At 60.6% G+C, this 16111-nt stretch carries 9 protein-coding genes; 4 read left to right on the plus strand and 5 right to left on the minus strand.

Going from position 1 to position 16111, the window contains the following annotated elements; translation table 11 throughout:
• A partial coding sequence (locus AX724_RS24125; RefSeq protein WP_197421611.1) for a DUF5597 domain-containing protein occupies positions 1–725 on the plus strand: 725 nt, incomplete at its 5' end.
• Between the two features lie 20 nt (positions 726–745).
• Positions 746–3604, plus strand: coding sequence for a TIM-barrel domain-containing protein (locus AX724_RS16610; protein ID WP_156448126.1), 2859 nt, complete (start codon positions 746–748; stop codon positions 3602–3604).
• A gap of 67 nt (positions 3605–3671) precedes the next feature.
• Here AX724_RS16610 and AX724_RS16615 read toward each other — a convergent pair whose 3' ends face one another.
• Positions 3672–5246, minus strand: a complete 1575-nt coding sequence (locus tag AX724_RS16615; RefSeq protein WP_156448127.1) for an alpha-L-fucosidase — start codon at positions 5244–5246, stop codon at positions 3672–3674.
• A 256-nt stretch (positions 5247–5502) separates the two neighbouring features.
• Here AX724_RS16615 and AX724_RS16620 point away from each other — a divergent pair, with 256 nt between their 5' ends.
• Entirely contained in the window at positions 5503–7398 is a 1896-nt protein-coding gene (locus tag AX724_RS16620; protein WP_066768379.1) for a sialate O-acetylesterase, read from the plus strand.
• 20 nt (positions 7399–7418) lie between these two features.
• Positions 7419–8954 (plus strand): carboxylesterase/lipase family protein, encoded by a 1536-nt coding sequence (locus AX724_RS16625; protein WP_082733571.1) that lies wholly within the window; start codon positions 7419–7421, stop codon positions 8952–8954.
• A 10-nt stretch (positions 8955–8964) separates the two neighbouring features.
• On the opposite strand, the gene AX724_RS16630 is transcribed toward AX724_RS16625, so the two are convergent.
• From AX724_RS16630 to AX724_RS16645, 4 genes are all read right to left on the minus strand, one after another.
• Entirely contained in the window at positions 8965–10548 is a 1584-nt protein-coding gene (locus tag AX724_RS16630; protein WP_231736720.1) for a GH39 family glycosyl hydrolase, read from the minus strand.
• 14 nt (positions 10549–10562) lie between these two features.
• On the minus strand, positions 10563–13193 hold the full coding sequence (locus AX724_RS16635) for a glycoside hydrolase family 2 TIM barrel-domain containing protein (protein ID WP_066768394.1): 2631 nt from the start codon (positions 13191–13193) through the stop codon (positions 10563–10565).
• A 439-nt stretch (positions 13194–13632) separates the two neighbouring features.
• Complete coding sequence (locus AX724_RS16640) at positions 13633–14220, minus strand: hypothetical protein (RefSeq protein WP_231736721.1); 588 nt, start codon at positions 14218–14220, stop codon at positions 13633–13635.
• A gap of 227 nt (positions 14221–14447) precedes the next feature.
• A complete protein-coding gene (locus AX724_RS16645) occupies positions 14448–15971 on the minus strand; it encodes a tryptophan halogenase family protein (protein ID WP_066768385.1) in 1524 nt (507 codons plus the stop codon).
• Positions 15972–16111: the final 140 nt, after the last annotated feature.

The following is a 16111-nucleotide window of genomic DNA, read 5'->3' on the forward strand; positions in this document are numbered from 1 at the left end:
CGTGGGGTTTGACGGAACAACGGCATAGCCGATCCGGCCTGCATAGGATCTATTACGACCGGCCCGACAATGCGCTGATCGTTCCCGAAACTGGCAACGACCGTGATTTTGCCAGGTTCTTCTTCCCGGTCGTTGGCCGGGGTGCAATCGGCTTCGCGCCATTCGGCATGGATTATACGGGCTATTACAATTACCCGCTCGGCGCGAAGGAACTCGACGACGCAACGATGGAGATGTTCGCCCGCAACTATCGGCTGTTCGCGCCGATGCAGCGGGAATGGGCCGCCTGGGCAGCGCAAGGCAAGACTTGGGGCGTGGCCGAGCCTACCGACCCGAAAGCCGAGCACAGCCAGAAGGTCGACATGGGCAAGTACAACATGACCGTCACCTTCGGACAGTGGCAGTTCGGCACGGACAAGCCCACGGGCAATGCCGAGCCGGTCGGCGGTGTTGCGATTGCCCAGATCGCCGAGAACGAGTTCCTCGTCACCGGCTTCAAGGCCCGCGTCTATTTCGGTCTGTCCAAACCCGCGCCGTTTGAATCGATGATGATGCTGCGCGTCGAGGAAGGCCGATACGACAACGGCAAATGGATCTTTCGCCGCCTCTGGAATGGCGATTCAGTCGATTACGGCCTCAATTTCACCGATCGCGAGCAGGTGCTGCGCGTCTCGTTCGCTGCCGTCAAAGGCACCCCGCCGATACCCGTCGGCAATCCCAACTGATCAGCCGGAGCAATAGCGTTATGTCTCTTTCCCGCGTCGCGCTGTTGGCGCTGCTCGCCACTGCGAGCACGTCGGCCATTGCCGGCAGCTATCAACCCGTCGACAATGGTGTGGTCGTCACCCCAGACGCTGGCGCTGCCAAGCGGGTGCGCGTGGTTGCCTATGGCGACGACAGCTTCCGCGTCACCGCGATGCCAACAGGGGATTTCTCCGACGTTCCCGAAAGCCTCGTGGTCAACGCCAGGCCAGCCGGCAATCCGCAGGTCACGCAGTCCAAGGGATATGTGACCCTGAAGCTTCCGGGCGCGAGTGCGGTGGTAAGCCTGACCAATGGGCAGGTGCGCTTTCTGGATCGCACCGGCAAGCCGGTCCTTGCAGAGTCGGAACGCAGGCCGTTTCGCCCGCGCGACGTGGAAGGCAAGGCCTGGTTCACCGTGTCTCAGCAATTCAATCCCGGCACGGACGAGGGCTTCTATGGTCTGGGCCAGCACCAGAACGGCCAGATGAACTATAATGGCGAGGACGTTGAACTCGCCCAGCACAATATGGCGATTGCTGTGCCTTACGTCGTTTCAACGCGGGGTTACGGCCTGCTGTGGGACAATAATGGTATCACACGCTTCGGCAATCCGCGCCCTTATGAATTCGTGGGCAAGGATCTGAAAGTCACGAGCGACGGCAAGCCGGGCTGGAAGGCCGAATATTTTCTGGGCAAGGCGCGCGCAGCGCAGCGGCAGGAAGAGATCATCGACTACCAGTATATCGAGGATCAAGCGAAATGGCCGGCCAACGCTAAGGCGACAACCAGGGCGTCGGCCGACAGCGGCCAGAACACCGCCGGCGTCGCCACCCAGGAACAGCAGGTTATCTGGACCGGTGACGTCACCGCGGACGTGACGGGCGAGCACCGCTTCCAGGTTTATGGTTCGAGCTATTTCAAGGTCTATGCCGACGGCAAGCTGGTCATGGATCATTGGCGGCAAAACTGGAATCCATGGTATCACAATCTCAAACTGCCGATGACGGCGGGCAAGCCGGTCAAGATGCGCATCGAATGGACGCCAAACGCCGGCTACTTGGCCTTCCTCCACAACAACCCGCTCCCGGCGAAGGACAGGCATTCGCTGTGGATGACGTCGGACACCGGCAAGGCGGTGGATTATTATTTCGTGGGGGGCGGCACGATCGACACGGCGATCGCGGGCTACCGGAAGCTCACCGGCAAGGCGACGCTGCTGCCGGTTTGGGCCTATGGATTCTGGCAGAGCCGCCAGCGATACGATACCCAGGAAGACCTGCTTGGGGTGTTGCGGGAATATCGCAAGCGCGAAATCCCTATCGACAATATCGTGCAGGATTGGTTCTACTGGCCGCAGGATCAATGGGGCAGCCATCAATTCGATCCCAAGCGCTTTCCCGATCCAAAGGGCATGGTCGATGAAATTCACGCGCTAGATGCGCGGGTGATGATTTCGGTCTGGCCGAAATTCTATCCCAACACTGAAAACGCCAAGGAATTGGACAAGAAGGGATGGCTGTACCACGGCAACCTTGAGATGAAGAATCTTGACTGGGTGGGGCCGGGTTATCTCAACACCGATTATGATGCCTATTCGCCTGGCGCGCGGAAGATGTACTTCGACCAGATCAACCGCGAGCTGGTATCGAAAGGCTTCGACGCATGGTGGCTAGACGCGACGGAGCCGGATATCCATTCCAACCTGTCGATTGAAAAGCGCATCAAGACCATGGGTCCCACAGCGATCGGCCCGGCGGAACCGCTGTTCAACAGCTACCCGCTCGTCCATGTGGACGGGGTGGCCGAAGGGCTGCGCGAGGCGAGGCCGGGCGTTCGCCCCTTCATCCTGACCCGCTCGGGCTTCGGCGGCCTGCAGCGGGCCAGTGCGGCAATCTGGTCGGGCGATGTCGCCGCCCGATGGGATAATCTGCGTGAACAGATTTCGGCTGGCGTCAACGTGTCGATGTCCGGCCTGCCCAACTGGACGCACGATATCGGCGGCTTTGCGGTGGAAGATCGCTATACCAACAAGGACCCCGCCCATCTTGCCGAATGGCGCGAGCTCAATCTGCGCTGGTTCCAGTTCGGCGCCTTCTCGCCACTGTTCCGCAGCCATGGGGAGACGCCGTTCCGCGAAATCTACCTGATCGCGGATAAGGATCCGGCAATGCAGGCTTCGATGATCTGGTACGACAAGCTGCGCTACCGGCTGCTGCCCTATATCTACACGACCGCGGCCGACACATGGTTCAAGGACGGATCGATCATGCGTGGGCTGGTCCAGGATTTCGGCGCCGACCGCAAGGTCTGGAACATCGACGATCAATATATGTTCGGCCCGGCATTCCTCGTCGCGCCGGTCACCGATTTCAAGGCACGTAGCCGCAAGGTCTACCTGCCCGCCGGATCGGGCTGGTACGACTTCAACAGCGGCACCTTCCATGCCGGCGGGCAGGAGATCGACGCGGCCGCGCCCCATGAACGTATGCCGTTGTTCGTTCGCGCCGGATCCATCGTTCCGACCGGGCCAGCGATCCAGCACACGAGCGAAGAGCCGGATGGTCCCATCGTGCTGCACGTCTTTACCGGTGCGGACGGAAGCTATTCTCTCTACGAAGACGATGGCACCAGCGAAGGCTACCGCAAGGACGCGTTTGCGCGCGTGCCGATTGAGTGGAACCAGGCGACCCATACCCTGACCATTGGCAAGCGCGAAGGCACCTATCCCGGTATGCCCGAGAAGCGGGCCCTCTCTGCCCGCTTCTACGACAAGGCGACACGGCAGCCGATCGACTTCACGGAGAACGGCAAATATTCGATCGTTTATGACGGTAATCCGGTCACCATCTCCATGCGGTGACCGGGAGTCCCCGCCGACGAAAAAAGGCCGGCCCCGATTCTGTCAGGGCCGGCCTTTTGCATTCCGGTCAGGAAGCAGAGAGCAGCCCCGCTCCCTGCAGCTTCACCACGGGCACCATCTGTCCCGGCGCTGGCTTCGGGAAATTGATCTCCAGCCCATCGTCTTCCTGCTTCCAACCCAGCTTTCCGCCGCCCAACAGTTCGGCGCTTTCGATGGTCGCGCCGCCAAGCGCACGCCTGCCCAACGACGCGATCCGCGCCGTGCCTGTCGGCCATAGAAGCATGATGGCATAAAGCGCGCCCTTGTTGGTAGTGAAGCGCACGTCTCGCTCGGTGAAGTCGCTGGCGCTGCCTTCGTCCATCCTTCCGCCAGGTACGCTGGTAGGCCCTTCACCGAAACTGCGCCAGGGACGGCTGTCAAAGATCGCAGCATCGCCATTGACCTTTAGCCAGGCGGCGATGCCGTCGAGGATTTTCTCCTCCTCACTGTCGATCGTTCCGTCGCCGCGCACCGGCACCGACAGCAGAAGGTTGCCGTTCTTCGAGACGATGTCGCTCAGGCGTTGGACAACCTTTTGCGCCGGTACGTAACTCTTATGGTCAAACCGTCCGCGGTTGTAATGCCAGTCGCCGATGCAGGTGCAGGTCTGCCAGGGCTGCCCGCGCATGACTGGAGAGAAACCCCTCTCCACATCATTCATTAGGGCGCCTTGCATATAATCAGTCAAAATCTTCGACGTCAGCACTACGTTCGGGCTGCCATGCCATTCGATCGCCCGATTATAGTAATGGGCCACGGCTTCCAGGCCGACTGAACCGAACGGTATCCGCGTATCGTCGAAATAGACCATGTCAGGCTTGTAGCGGTCCACCAGTTCGTTCTGACGCAGCAGCCAGTTGCGGACAAAAGCGGGCTGCTTATCCATCGCCTGCTCCAGCCAGCGTCCGTCATGCACTTCATGCCAGGCTTCCATCGCCTTGTTGCTGGTTATGCCGTCCGGCGCGACGAAGGATGGCCCGACATAGAGTTGTTGCGGGTCGAGTCCTTCCCACCACTTGCCGGCGCCCTGTTCCTTGCGCAGCCGGAATGCGTCATATCGCTCTCCCGCGCGCGCACCTTCGGCGTCATAACCATAGGCCGTCTGATACCAGTGCCAGGCGTGGGCAATGTGATTGCTCACCCCGAAAGGCAAACCTTCGGCACGCGCCGCCTTCTCCCATCCGCCGACAATATCCCGCTTTGGCCCCACCCGCATCGAATTCCAGGGATGATGACTGCTGTCGTAAAGGTCGAAATTGTCATGATGGCCGGCCATGGCCATGAAATATTTCGCGCCGACCTGCTTGTACCGCTTGACCAGGCCGGCTGGATCCCACGCATCCGCCTTCCAACGGTTGATGATCTCCATGAACCCGGTATCGGCCGGGTGGCCATAGGTCGCGACATGATGCTGGTAGGCACCGCTGCCGGGCACGTACATGAGGCGTCCATACCAGTCGCCAGCTTCCGGCTGACATTGCGGCCCCCAATGGGCCCAGATGCCGAATTTCGCATCCCGGAACCACTCAGGGGTTTCCCAACCTTCCACCAGCGATGTCCAGTTCGGCTTGATAGGCGCTGCCGAGGCCGAAGCCGCGATCATCCCCCCAAGACCGATGCCTCCAGACAGCAGGTCGCGCCGTTTCAGATTGAACACATATCTCTCCTCGAATCCCTACTTGTCTGATTATTTATCCTCGGATAGCCATGGCAGCAACCGAGAGGAAAGAAGATCGACCCGAAAATGCCTGCGGTGATCCAAAGAGGGCAAGGGACTGCAGCGCCGCCGCCTTCCGACCGCAGCTTTGTGAAGCCGATCTTGTCGCCCGCATTCTTTGCCTGAACTTGAAAGGCCCGAAATGAAGCTGATCCCTGCCGTGATATTTTTGTCTGCGCCTGCGATCGCATCGGCGCAGCCGCTGGACCTGGACACACCCCTATCTTCCCACGCCGTCATCCAGCGCGATCGGGCCTTCCCGATCAGCGGCCAGGCTGCGCCGGGCAGCAAGGTGACGGTCACCATCGGCTCGGAAAGCCACTCCGCCAATGCCGATGCGCAAGGGCGTTGGCAGATCACTCTTCCCCCGCGCGCGGCTGGCGGTCCCTATGTCGTTGAATTGCGCAGCGGCGCAGAAACGATGCGCCTGGACGACCTCATGGTCGGAGATGTCTGGCTCTGTTCGGGCCAGTCAAACATGGAATTCACGCTGCGCCATGCGACCAACTCGGATGAGGAAGTGGCCGGCGCGGGCAACCCCATGCTGCGGCTGCTGAACGTCCCCCGACAATCCAGCCTGCAGCCGCAGGAGCATTTTTCCGCTACCACTTCCTGGCAGCTTTCTACGCCCTCATCGGCTGCCGATTTCTCCGCTGCCTGCTTCATCATGGGCCGCGAATTGCAGTCGCACCAGCAGATACCGGTCGGCCTCATTGCCGCCAGTTGGGGTGGATCCCCGATCGAGGAATGGATCAGCCGGGACGCGTTGCAGACCAGCCCCCGCTTTACCGGCGAACTGGCGCTGCTTGATACCTATGTCCGCGATCCGAAGGCGGCATCGGAACAGTGGATCGGCATGACGCGCAACGCGCTGGGCGGAAAGGAGACAGCGCCCGCCGATGCGAAATGGCAGAATGTTCCGGCCCTTGGTTTTTGGGAAAGCTGGGGCATTCCGGCACTCGCGAACTTCGATGGGATTGTCTATTATCGCGCCACGATCGCCCTGACCGCGGCGCAGGCTAAACAAGCCGCGACGCTTTCGCTCGGTGCCATAGACGATGCGGATTTCACGCGGGTCAACGGCAAGAGCGTGGGGATAGAGCGCGGATGGGCGACACTGCGCAGCTACCCCGTTCCGCGCGGTACATTAAAGCCGGGCAAAAATCTCATCGACGTCACGGTGGTCGACAGCGGCGGTGGTGGAGGCCTGTGGGGCGATGGCCCGCGCACCCTCACTCTTGCGGATGGAACAAGCATTCCGCTGGAAAAATGGAGTTTCGCCGTTGGCGCGCCGATGAACCAGATTGGCCCGCTGCCGTCCGCGCCGTGGACGGGCGGGAGCGGACGGACCACATTGTTTAACGGCATGATCGCGCCGCTTCACAACTATCCGGTCAAGGGCTTCGCCTGGTATCAGGGTGAAGCCAATGCCGGCGATGCCAAGGGCTATGCCGAGCTCATGCCGCTGATGATTGCCGATTGGCGGAAGCGATTTGGCGCGACCCCCTTCATCATGGTTCAACTCGCCAATTGGGGGCCGCTGGTTTCCACGCCGACGGACGACCCATGGGGTCAATTGCGCGACGTTCAGCGTCAGGTCGCCGATGCCGATCCCCATGTCGGCATGGCCAGCGCAATCGATATCGGTCAGGTTACGGATATCCACCCAACCAACAAGCAGGACGTCGGGCGCCGGCTTGCGCTCGCTGCACGCCATCTGGCGCTTGGAGAAGCGATCGAGGATCGCGGACCGTCGCCGGCAGCCGTCGCACGAACCGCCAAGGGCATAGAGGTGCGTTTCGCGCATGGACCACTGCTGGCAATGGGCGGGTCGCCGGCGATCGGCTTCGAACTGTGCAATGCTGCCGCGCAGTGCCGCTTCGTGCCTGGCGAGGTTTCGGGCGACACGGTCACGCTGCCCGCCGACGCAGAGGCTGTGGAAGTGCGATACCTCTGGCAGGCCAGCCCGATCGTCAACCTGTACAATCCTGCGGGGCTTCCCGCCTCCGGCTTCTCGATGAGGATAGGCCACAAGTAGCTGGCACGGGGGGTGGCGCAATGAAGAGAGGCATATACGGATCGAAGGCGTTGCTCCTCGCGTGCTTGCTGCTAGCGACCTCGACCGGCTCCGTTCTGGCGCAAACCGCTACTCCGCCGCTCAAGGTCAGCGGCGGGGCTATTGTCGGAACGCGACAGGCAGATGTCGACGAATATCTTGGCGTGCCCTTCGCAGCGCCCCCTGTAGGCGCGCTGCGCTGGCGCCCCCCGCAACCGGTCTCACCATGGACCGGCCTGCGTGAGACGCGTAGCTTTTCGCCTGCTTGCGCGCAGAACGTGAGCTGGGTTTCCATCCCCAAGAGCGAAGACTGCCTTTACCTGAACGTCTGGGCGCCGCATGAGGCGAAAGACCTGCCTGTCATTGTGTGGATCCACGGCGGCGCCATGAAAGGCGGCACGCCCACGCAGCCCAACCAGCATGGCGCCAATCTGGCAAAACGCGGAGCCATCGTGGTCAGCCTGAATTATCGGGTCGGCCTATTCGGCTTCTTCGCCCACCCTGCGCTCAGCCGTGAATCGCCCGATTCCGTTTCGGGCAATCAGGGCATCCATGATCAGATCGCCGCCTTGCGATGGGTGAAAGCCAATATCGCGGCCTTTGGCGGCGATCCGGGCAGAGTCACGATCATGGGCAGTTCGTCCGGCGGAGAATCGGTCGCCGTGCTGGTGGCTTCCCCTCTTGCCAAGGGCCTGTTCCACCGGGCCATAGCTGAAAGCGGGAACGATGCAGTGCCGATCAGCCCGGAGGACAGCCATCGCTTTACCGACAACCGTACCGCGGAAGCGAATGGGGAGCTATTCGCCAAGACTGCCGGGGCCGCCGATCTGGCGGCCCTGCGCGCGATGAGCATGGAAGAGCTGCAAAAGCACATCTGGCAACCGAATGTTCACATCGACGGACACCTGCTGCGTTCAGACATGACCACGACCTACCGCGGTGGCGTGCAGAACGACGTGCCGCTATTGGTCGGCTGGAACGCAGAAGAAAGCAAGGACCTGACCGGCGGAACCACTTTCAACGCCAAAAATAGCGCGGGGTTGATGGGCGAGCTTTTGCCCCGTCCCCCTTCACCCCCGATTCTGGCCGCCTATCCCGCCACCACCGATGCGCAGGCGCAGGGTTCGATGGTTCGGTTCGTCAACGACTGGTGGGGCTGGCGGATGGTTCACTGGGCGCGGCTACAGGCCCGATATGGACGATCTTCATCCTATGTCTACTATTTCGCGCACCAACCGGCCAAAGCGGCTGGCCCATGCTATTATGCTTGCGGTGCGGGGCACGGCGTTGAAATCCAGTATCTGTTCGACAATCTGTCGGCCGATCCCCGCGCGTGGGACGAGAAGGATCGAAAACTCGCGGATAAGCTGGCCGAAACCGTCATAGCTTTCGCCAACACCGGCAAGCCAAGCCGCAAGGGACTCCCCAACTGGCCTGCATTCGATGGATCAAACGCATCGATCCATGTGATTGGAGATGCGCCGCAACTGAAAGCGCATCCCCTGCCCGACTTTTCGCTGTTCGCCTCCTTGCCCTGAGGCAGGGCGGTTACAGCCGGTCCAGCTTCACCAGCAACAGGTCGTTCGTGCGGATGTCGAGCTTTTGCTCGAACCGGCCATCGGCGCCCACCTTGACGGTCCGGTCCAATTCCGGCCTGTCCCGTGTCTGGGCTTGCAGGCGGGCCAATTGCTGATCGGTCAGCTTGTCCGGCCGCCCCCACTGCATATAGGTCGTATAAGCGTCATTGGCCCGGTAGCCGGTGCGGTACACACGCAAGCGATACGATCCCGGCTTTACAGCCGCCAGCGACAGGCGCACCGGTTCCAGCTTCTGCGCGGGATGGATCCGCGTATAGTAAGGCCGGTTGGACAGCTTCTGGTCGGGGATCGTGTAGTTCCAGATCAGCCCGGCGAAATTGTCGCCATTGCGGGTCAGCCAGCTTTCTGGGTCGCCGTTTCGCAACTCGGATTTGCCCAGCTGCGAAAGATAGCGATAGGCGAAATAGGAGGGCTTGCGTACACCCTCGCGGGTCAGCAATCCGAAGCCGCCGTGGAAGGGTGTCGGCGGCGGCCCCGCCTCCTCGAACAAATCGCTATAGACCCAATAGCTCATCGACTGCGCGGTCTTTTCCGTGCCTTTCAGCTTGTTGAGAATGAACGCCGCGTTGAGATAGGTATCGTGTATCGGATCGCGCGGATTATAGCTCGTGCTCCATTCGGTGATGTAGAGCGGTAAGCCGGGGAATGACGAACGGTCGATCTCGCCGCGTACCTTGTCGACATCGTCGATGACCGCCCGGCGATCAAGCACGAGCCGGTTGTCGCCCTCCCCCTTTTCATCGAAGAAACCGCCGGCAACACCATAGCTGTGAGTGGTGACGAAATCGACGGGCACGCCCACTTGCCTAGCGTGCGCAAGAAATTCGGGAACCCAGGCCGCGCCGGCGGTCGCAGGTCCGCCCACCTTCAGTTCGGCATCGACGCCTTTGATTGCCCGGACGGTCGTCTCGTAGAGCTTGAAATAGCTGGCCTGGTCCCCTTTGGTCCAGAAGCCGTCAAGGTTCGGCTCATTCCATACTTCAAAACGCCAGCTGCGCACTTCCTCCCGGCCGAACCGTGCCTCCATGTCGCGGGTGAAGGCGGTGATGAAGTCCGACCATTTCTGCCAGTCCTTCGGTAGCGAACCGTTGCCCTTCCAGTAAAAGATCGTGCGGCTGTCGCTGGCAAGATCGGTCGGCATGAAGCCGATCTCGACGAACGGCTTGATCCCCGCTTTGAGCGCGTTGGCATAGACCTGAGCAACCCGATCGAAATTATAATAGGGCCGCCCGTCAACCTCGCGATAGGGATCGGTGTCGTGCAGGAAGATCGCGTGAAAGCGGATATAGCGGAACCCGATCTCCCGCTGCGTCAGTTCCAGTTGCTCGGCATTTTCACGCCGCAAGAGCAATCCACCATGGTCCGCGCCGACGCTATCGCGCCACATCTGGCTTGTGTCGCCCGCAATCGCACTCATATCGGCGGCCACGCGGCGGTCCGCCTGCGCTGGAGTGCCGGCAAGCAACATTGCGGTCAAAGCCAGGGCCAGCGGCGGCTGCAGCGAGCGCAGGTTGACCATTTTCACCATCGACATTCCCCCTTTGTCTATCAGTTCTGCAAGGCGCCAGAGACCCGCAACTCAGAAATCCCGACGGTCGCGTCCTTGGGCGGCCAGAAGCGGATGCGCACGCGTCGCCCCACCACCGGCTCGGTTTCCAGTTTGCGCGTAATCGCGTCCTGCATCCCCGGAAATTCGTCCACAAGCTTGCGCCATTGGCCTTGCTCGTCGAGGATTTCCGCCATGAAGCCGTAGGGCGCCGATTGCGGAAAGGTGATGGTCAGCGAATGGACCTCCACCACGCGCTCCAGATCGATAGCGAGGGTCATTTCGCTATCATCCGGTGCCGGGCTCCAATAGGTTGCAGGATCGCCGTCATTTGCCAGGCGCGAGCTGTGCGCAGGCGCACTGCTACTGGCGAAGGTTGGATTGTTCAGCCCGAATTCGCCGTCCCCAGGACGTTCTCGCTGTGGCCTTACGAAAGCGGAGTACGGGTGCGGTGCGGCAAGCGCGGTCTTTCCGGGCACGAATTGCGGACCTTCCAATACCCGCACCGTGGCCGCGCCATCTGTGAGGCCCGGCGAGGTTGCGCGCAACCGGATAACCCCCGCCTGCCAACTGCGCAGGGCTATCGCCGCCTCCCCATCTCGGATTTCGATGTCGCTGTCGGGCGCAAAGTCGATGCTGCGTCCCGTCGGCAATTCACCCGGCCCCGCCTCAATGCTCAACCGGACCGGTGAGCTGTTACTGAGGCGCCGCCCCTGGCTGTCGACCACGCTGACGATCACCTGGACATCATCAGTGCCATCGGCACGGGCAATGGTCGGCGCGCTGGTCGTGATGCGCAGAGCCGCCGGCTTGCCAGCCACGGGCCAGACGGGCGGCGGAACGCCGGCGTAGGCGTTGCGATACCAGTAATATTGCCGCTTGGGCAGCCGGAAATAATCAATCATCCCCATGCCGCCGAACCGCTTGCCCGCGATCGAGCCGTGGTCGAAACCCGCCCAAATCACCTCGCCCGACCGCCAGGGCAGCCGCCACGACCCTTCCTTGCCCTTATCCGCGCCACGGGTATTGACCAGATCGTCCCAGCCCGGCTCATATTTACCCGGCCGATTGCTCATGGTCGTGCCATATTCGGCGACGAAATTGGGAATGCCAGGATCGGCGAACAGGCTGGCGCCATCGCCATTATAGCCGGCGATGTCACCCAGCTTGTCAATGTCGCCGCGCTGCGCGCCGTCGATAGCGGCAGGACGGGTCGGATCGAGCTGATGCGTCAGGGCAACCATTTCCGACAGCAGCCGTCGCACGTCCGGCATGGTTTCAGGCGCCGTGAAGAACACTTCATTGTCCATCCCCCAAACCACGATCGAAGGCCGATTGCGGTTGATGCGGATCATCTCGGCCAGCTGCCGCTTGGCGTTCGCGTCGAACTCTGTCCGATCGGCGGGATCGGTCGGATAGGCCGACGCCCCCCATGGGTTGCGAAACCCCGCCGTTCCCCAGAAACTCATTTCCGACAGGAACATCACGCCAATGCGATCGGTCGCCTCGGCGAAATGAGGATCGTGCGGGTAATGTGAGCCACGGATGAAATCGAACCCCGCATCCTTGATCATTCTGACGTCGCGTTCGATCGCGCCGTTGGTGACCGCGTCGCCCCAGCCCGCCTGATCCTGATGGACGTTGGCGCCGCGGAAGTAGCGGTGCTTGCCATTCAGGAAGAAACCGCGATCGGCTGTCCATTCAAACCGGCGGAAGCCGAATTCGGTGTCAAACCGATCCCGTTCTCGGCCCTTCACGATCAGGCTGGTGACGGCGCGATATAGGCTGGGACTTTCCGGACTCCACAGTTCAGGCCGTGCGATTGGCATGGAGAGTTGTCGCGCCAGCCCCATCTCGCCTGGAGCAAGCTTCAATCGCTGGTCGGGCAACCTCGCTACGATCTTGCCCCGCCCGTCGATCACGCTGGTCCGCACCGTGACGTCGGCGGGCGTGGCGCCACTATTGCGGATCTCGGTTTCCGCACCGACCCGGCCTGACGCTGCCGACAGTTCGGGCGTAGTGATCCTCGTCCCGGTCCAGGGGACATGCACATCATCGGTGGTGACCAGCCAGACATCGCGGTAGAGTCCGCCGCTGAACACATGCTCCCCCGCTCGTGGCGGCAAGGCCGGCTGCCAATCATTGTTGACGAGTACGGCAACCAGATTACGCCCTGCGCGTACCGCGTCGGTGATATCCACCGGAAACCCTGTATATCCTCCCTTGTGCCGCGCGATCTCTCGCCCATTGACGAATATCCTCGCGTCCTGGAACGCGCCTTCGAATTCAAGTTCGAGCCGGCGCCCTCGCGGCAGCGCAGGGAGGATGAACGCTTTTCGATACCAGCCATCACCTGTGTAGAAATCTGGCGCGCGAAAATAAGGCATGCTGAAGCTGTGTGGCAGCCCGACTTGTTCCCACTTACTGTCATCGAAGGAAGCAACTTGCGCGCCGGGGTGCGATCCAAGCGCGAACCGCCATCCAGCGTTGAAATTGACCCTGGCTCGCCCCGCCGGAACCGACACTTCGACAGCAGGCTCTTCAGCAAAGACGGCAGGTGCTGTCACGGCTGCACCAAAAGTAGCCAGCCAACCCAGCATCGTAGCCAACAGGCGGCAAGCCTTACCGCTCATCATGAATGTTTCATCGCATCAGCAGGCTCAACCATCGACTTGTCCGGCAAAAACCCGGTCCCCGCCCGTATTGCATCGACGAACAGCTGCTCAAATTGTCGCCTCATTCAACCTCATCCAATTTTCTGCTCAGCTTGAGCCAGCCAGAGCGACATCGCAAACCGCGCCGCCTTGAAATTTGTATGAGTTATCTTGCGGGCATGTCAATTTGGAATTTCGGCTTGCCGCGTCGTCGCCGATTGACCTTAAGCCAGCGTATCCCCGAAGCAGAGCGGGCGATTGCAGGGGGGCGAATGCGCGAGCGAAAGGCCCGATACGTCACGACCCTCCAGGCCCCAGGTCAGAAGGCAACCGAATAAAGCGCCAAAACAGAACGGCTCAGCGCTACCGCACGCTCCGGGCTTCAGCAACTAATCAAGACTGCTGCGCCGTTTCCCGTCTAACGAGATGTCTGATCGGTGTATTTCTGCGCCTGGAGGACCTGTCCGTCGCTAGCAAGGGTGTAAATATAGCGGCGTCCTGCCTCGACGTCCTTCAAGCCGCTAAATGCCTTTTGTTGATCGGACGTCAGAGTGAAACGCGAATAGCCATTTTCAGTCATGCAAGCGCGCGCAGTCTCGAACATCACCTGCTTGATACGCTTATATTGCTGATCGACGCGCGCGCCCTGCACCGCCATTTGCCGTCGTTGGACAACCGTCTGCATGCTGTTGCTCATACCATCTTGCGAGTAAGATGTGGCACCCAGTTGCTGGTCGAGCGCGCCGATTTCCTCCGAAGACTGTCGCAGCTTTTTGACAGGATCGGTACGGTCGATGTCCGCAGCCAGCGCTTGCTTGCCGCATTCGAGAGCATCGGCGCGATATTGCTCATAGGTCACGCCAGCCTTGCCCCACACACGTTCGGGGGCCGCAACCTTTGCGGATGCGCTGCCCGTCATAAGGGTGAGCGCCACCGCCAGCGCGGCAATCCGGCGGACATATGTCGAATTTGGCTCATGCGACATCAACAGCTCCTGCAAGTTCAAGCCTGCGTAAATTGTCTGATTTCATAGCAGATCTTACTCGGCCTGCCAATTTGCAAACGCAGCATATTCTGGCCCGGTTGGGCCGTGACTGGTCCGATGCGAGCACGCTCGCCGGTTCACGACAGCAGTCGCGTAGTGCCTTTGTCCGTCGACCCGACGGCCCGCAGCTATCTGGCCTTGTTCGCCATGTTTCTCTATACATTCAATGACGGAGCCCGGCACTCGTCTTACGCAAGTTGGACGACTGGCCGCAGCGTCATGGGCTCCGCCTTGCAGTACCGGTCGATATAGGCGGAATGCGGAGGTACCGTATAGGCAGCCCGCATCATCTCTTCCCGGCGCCCGATCATGCCCTTGCGTATGTCCTCAAGCGGATAAAGGTTTGCGAGCACATTATATCGCGACGGAACGGCGCCGTTTCCGAGCAAGATCGCAACCCAACTCGGTTCGGAATAGGATTCAAGCTCACCCAACACGACCTGACCGCAGGCACGCCACACTTCGAGCTTATGCCGCAAAAAATCAGGAAGCGCCATCTCGCGGCATGTCTGCCACAAAGATTCGGGCCGCTGCGACAGGCAATAATGCGCGATGATAAAGTCGCGGGCGCGCTCCATCTCAAGTATGGCGTCCCGATTATATTCGTCGCGAAGGGAAAAGTCGCAACTTTTGCCGGGGAAATACTGAAGAAGGCGGGCGAGTCCGGTCACGATAAACTGAATGCCAGTCGACTCGAGCGGTTCGAGAAATCCGCCCGCAAACCCAAGTGCTACGCAATTATGGCTCCAGAACACCTGGCGTCGACCCGACGTGAAGTTGAAGAGCCTTGGTTCGGCGAGGGGCTCGCCCCCCACGCTAGATTTGAGCGCATCCAGCGCGACATCATCGCTCCAATGGTCAGAACTGTACACCATCCCGTTCCCGGTCCGGTGCTGAAGCGGAATGGTCCAACGCCATCCCCCTTCATGGGCTGTCGAACGCGTGAAGGGGTGCGGCTGACTGTCCACGGTTGATGGCATGGCAATCGCGCGGTTGCATAACAACCAATGCGACCAATCGATGAAGGGGGTCTGCAACGCCTTGCCCAGCAGTTCAGAGGCAAAGCCCGTGCAATCTATGAAAAAGTCGCCCGACACCGCGACATCATTTGCCAGATGCAAAGTCTCGATATTACCGCTGTCCGCGTTACGGCTAACGGAAGTCACCTTTCCTTCGATCCGTTCCACGCCCCGGGCTTCGGCAATTTCGCGCAGGTAACGAGCGTAAAGGCCGGCATCGAAATGGTAAGCGTGGAGATATTTGGGACTTGCCGGATCCGTCGGTGCGAAACGTCCAGACTTTGCTATCCAATAGGGGAAAGAATAATCGTCGATCGGGTGCTTTTCTCCAGCCTGACGCAGGCGGAGCCAATAATGATGCGCCGACACCCCCTCCACGACATGGCCGTAGTCGCCGAAAGCGTGGAAATGCCGGTTCCCAACCGTGCCCCAATCGCAAAACTCGATACCAAGCTTAAAGGTACCTTGCGTTTTGCGGACGAAGTCGGCTTCGTCGATCCCCGACAGGATATGGTATCGGGTAAGCGCCGGCGTGGTCGCTTCACCGACCCCGATGATGCCAATATCCTCCGATTCCACCAGTCTGATGCGCGCGCCGGACGAACCGAGCTTTCCAGCGAACAGAGCTGCCGCCATCCATCCGGCAGTGCCCCCGCCCAGGATGACAATATCGCGAAGCTGATCGTCATTCATATCGAAGCTCGGTCAAAATCGGTGATTTATATTCAAGCAAAGAAGGCGTTCCGGTGTGAAACGCCTTCTTCGAACGCAGACCTAGCCCGGCTTATTCATGAGCCCGCTGCACTGGGGCGTGCCGGGTTTGATGTGTCGGT

Source organism: Sphingobium sp. CCH11-B1, from assembly GCF_001556865.1.
Classification (GTDB): domain Bacteria; phylum Pseudomonadota; class Alphaproteobacteria; order Sphingomonadales; family Sphingomonadaceae; genus Sphingobium.

Bases quoted from the DNA above. Each gene is read 5' to 3' on its own strand.
- AX724_RS16610 (WP_156448126.1), top strand. From the start codon at position 746: ATGTCTCTTTCCCGCGTCGCGCTGTTGGCGCTGCTCGCCACTGCGAGC.
- AX724_RS16615 (WP_156448127.1), bottom strand. From the start codon at position 5,246: ATGATCGCGGCTTCGGCCTCGGCAGCGCCTATCAAGCCGAACTGGACA.
- AX724_RS16620 (WP_066768379.1), top strand. From the start codon at position 5,503: ATGAAGCTGATCCCTGCCGTGATATTTTTGTCTGCGCCTGCGATCGCA.
- AX724_RS16625 (WP_082733571.1), top strand. From the start codon at position 7,419: ATGAAGAGAGGCATATACGGATCGAAGGCGTTGCTCCTCGCGTGCTTG.
- AX724_RS16630 (WP_231736720.1), bottom strand. From the start codon at position 10,548: ATGTCGATGGTGAAAATGGTCAACCTGCGCTCGCTGCAGCCGCCGCTG.
- AX724_RS16635 (WP_066768394.1), bottom strand. From the start codon at position 13,193: ATGAGCGGTAAGGCTTGCCGCCTGTTGGCTACGATGCTGGGTTGGCTG.
- AX724_RS16645 (WP_066768385.1), bottom strand. From the start codon at position 15,971: ATGAATGACGATCAGCTTCGCGATATTGTCATCCTGGGCGGGGGCACT.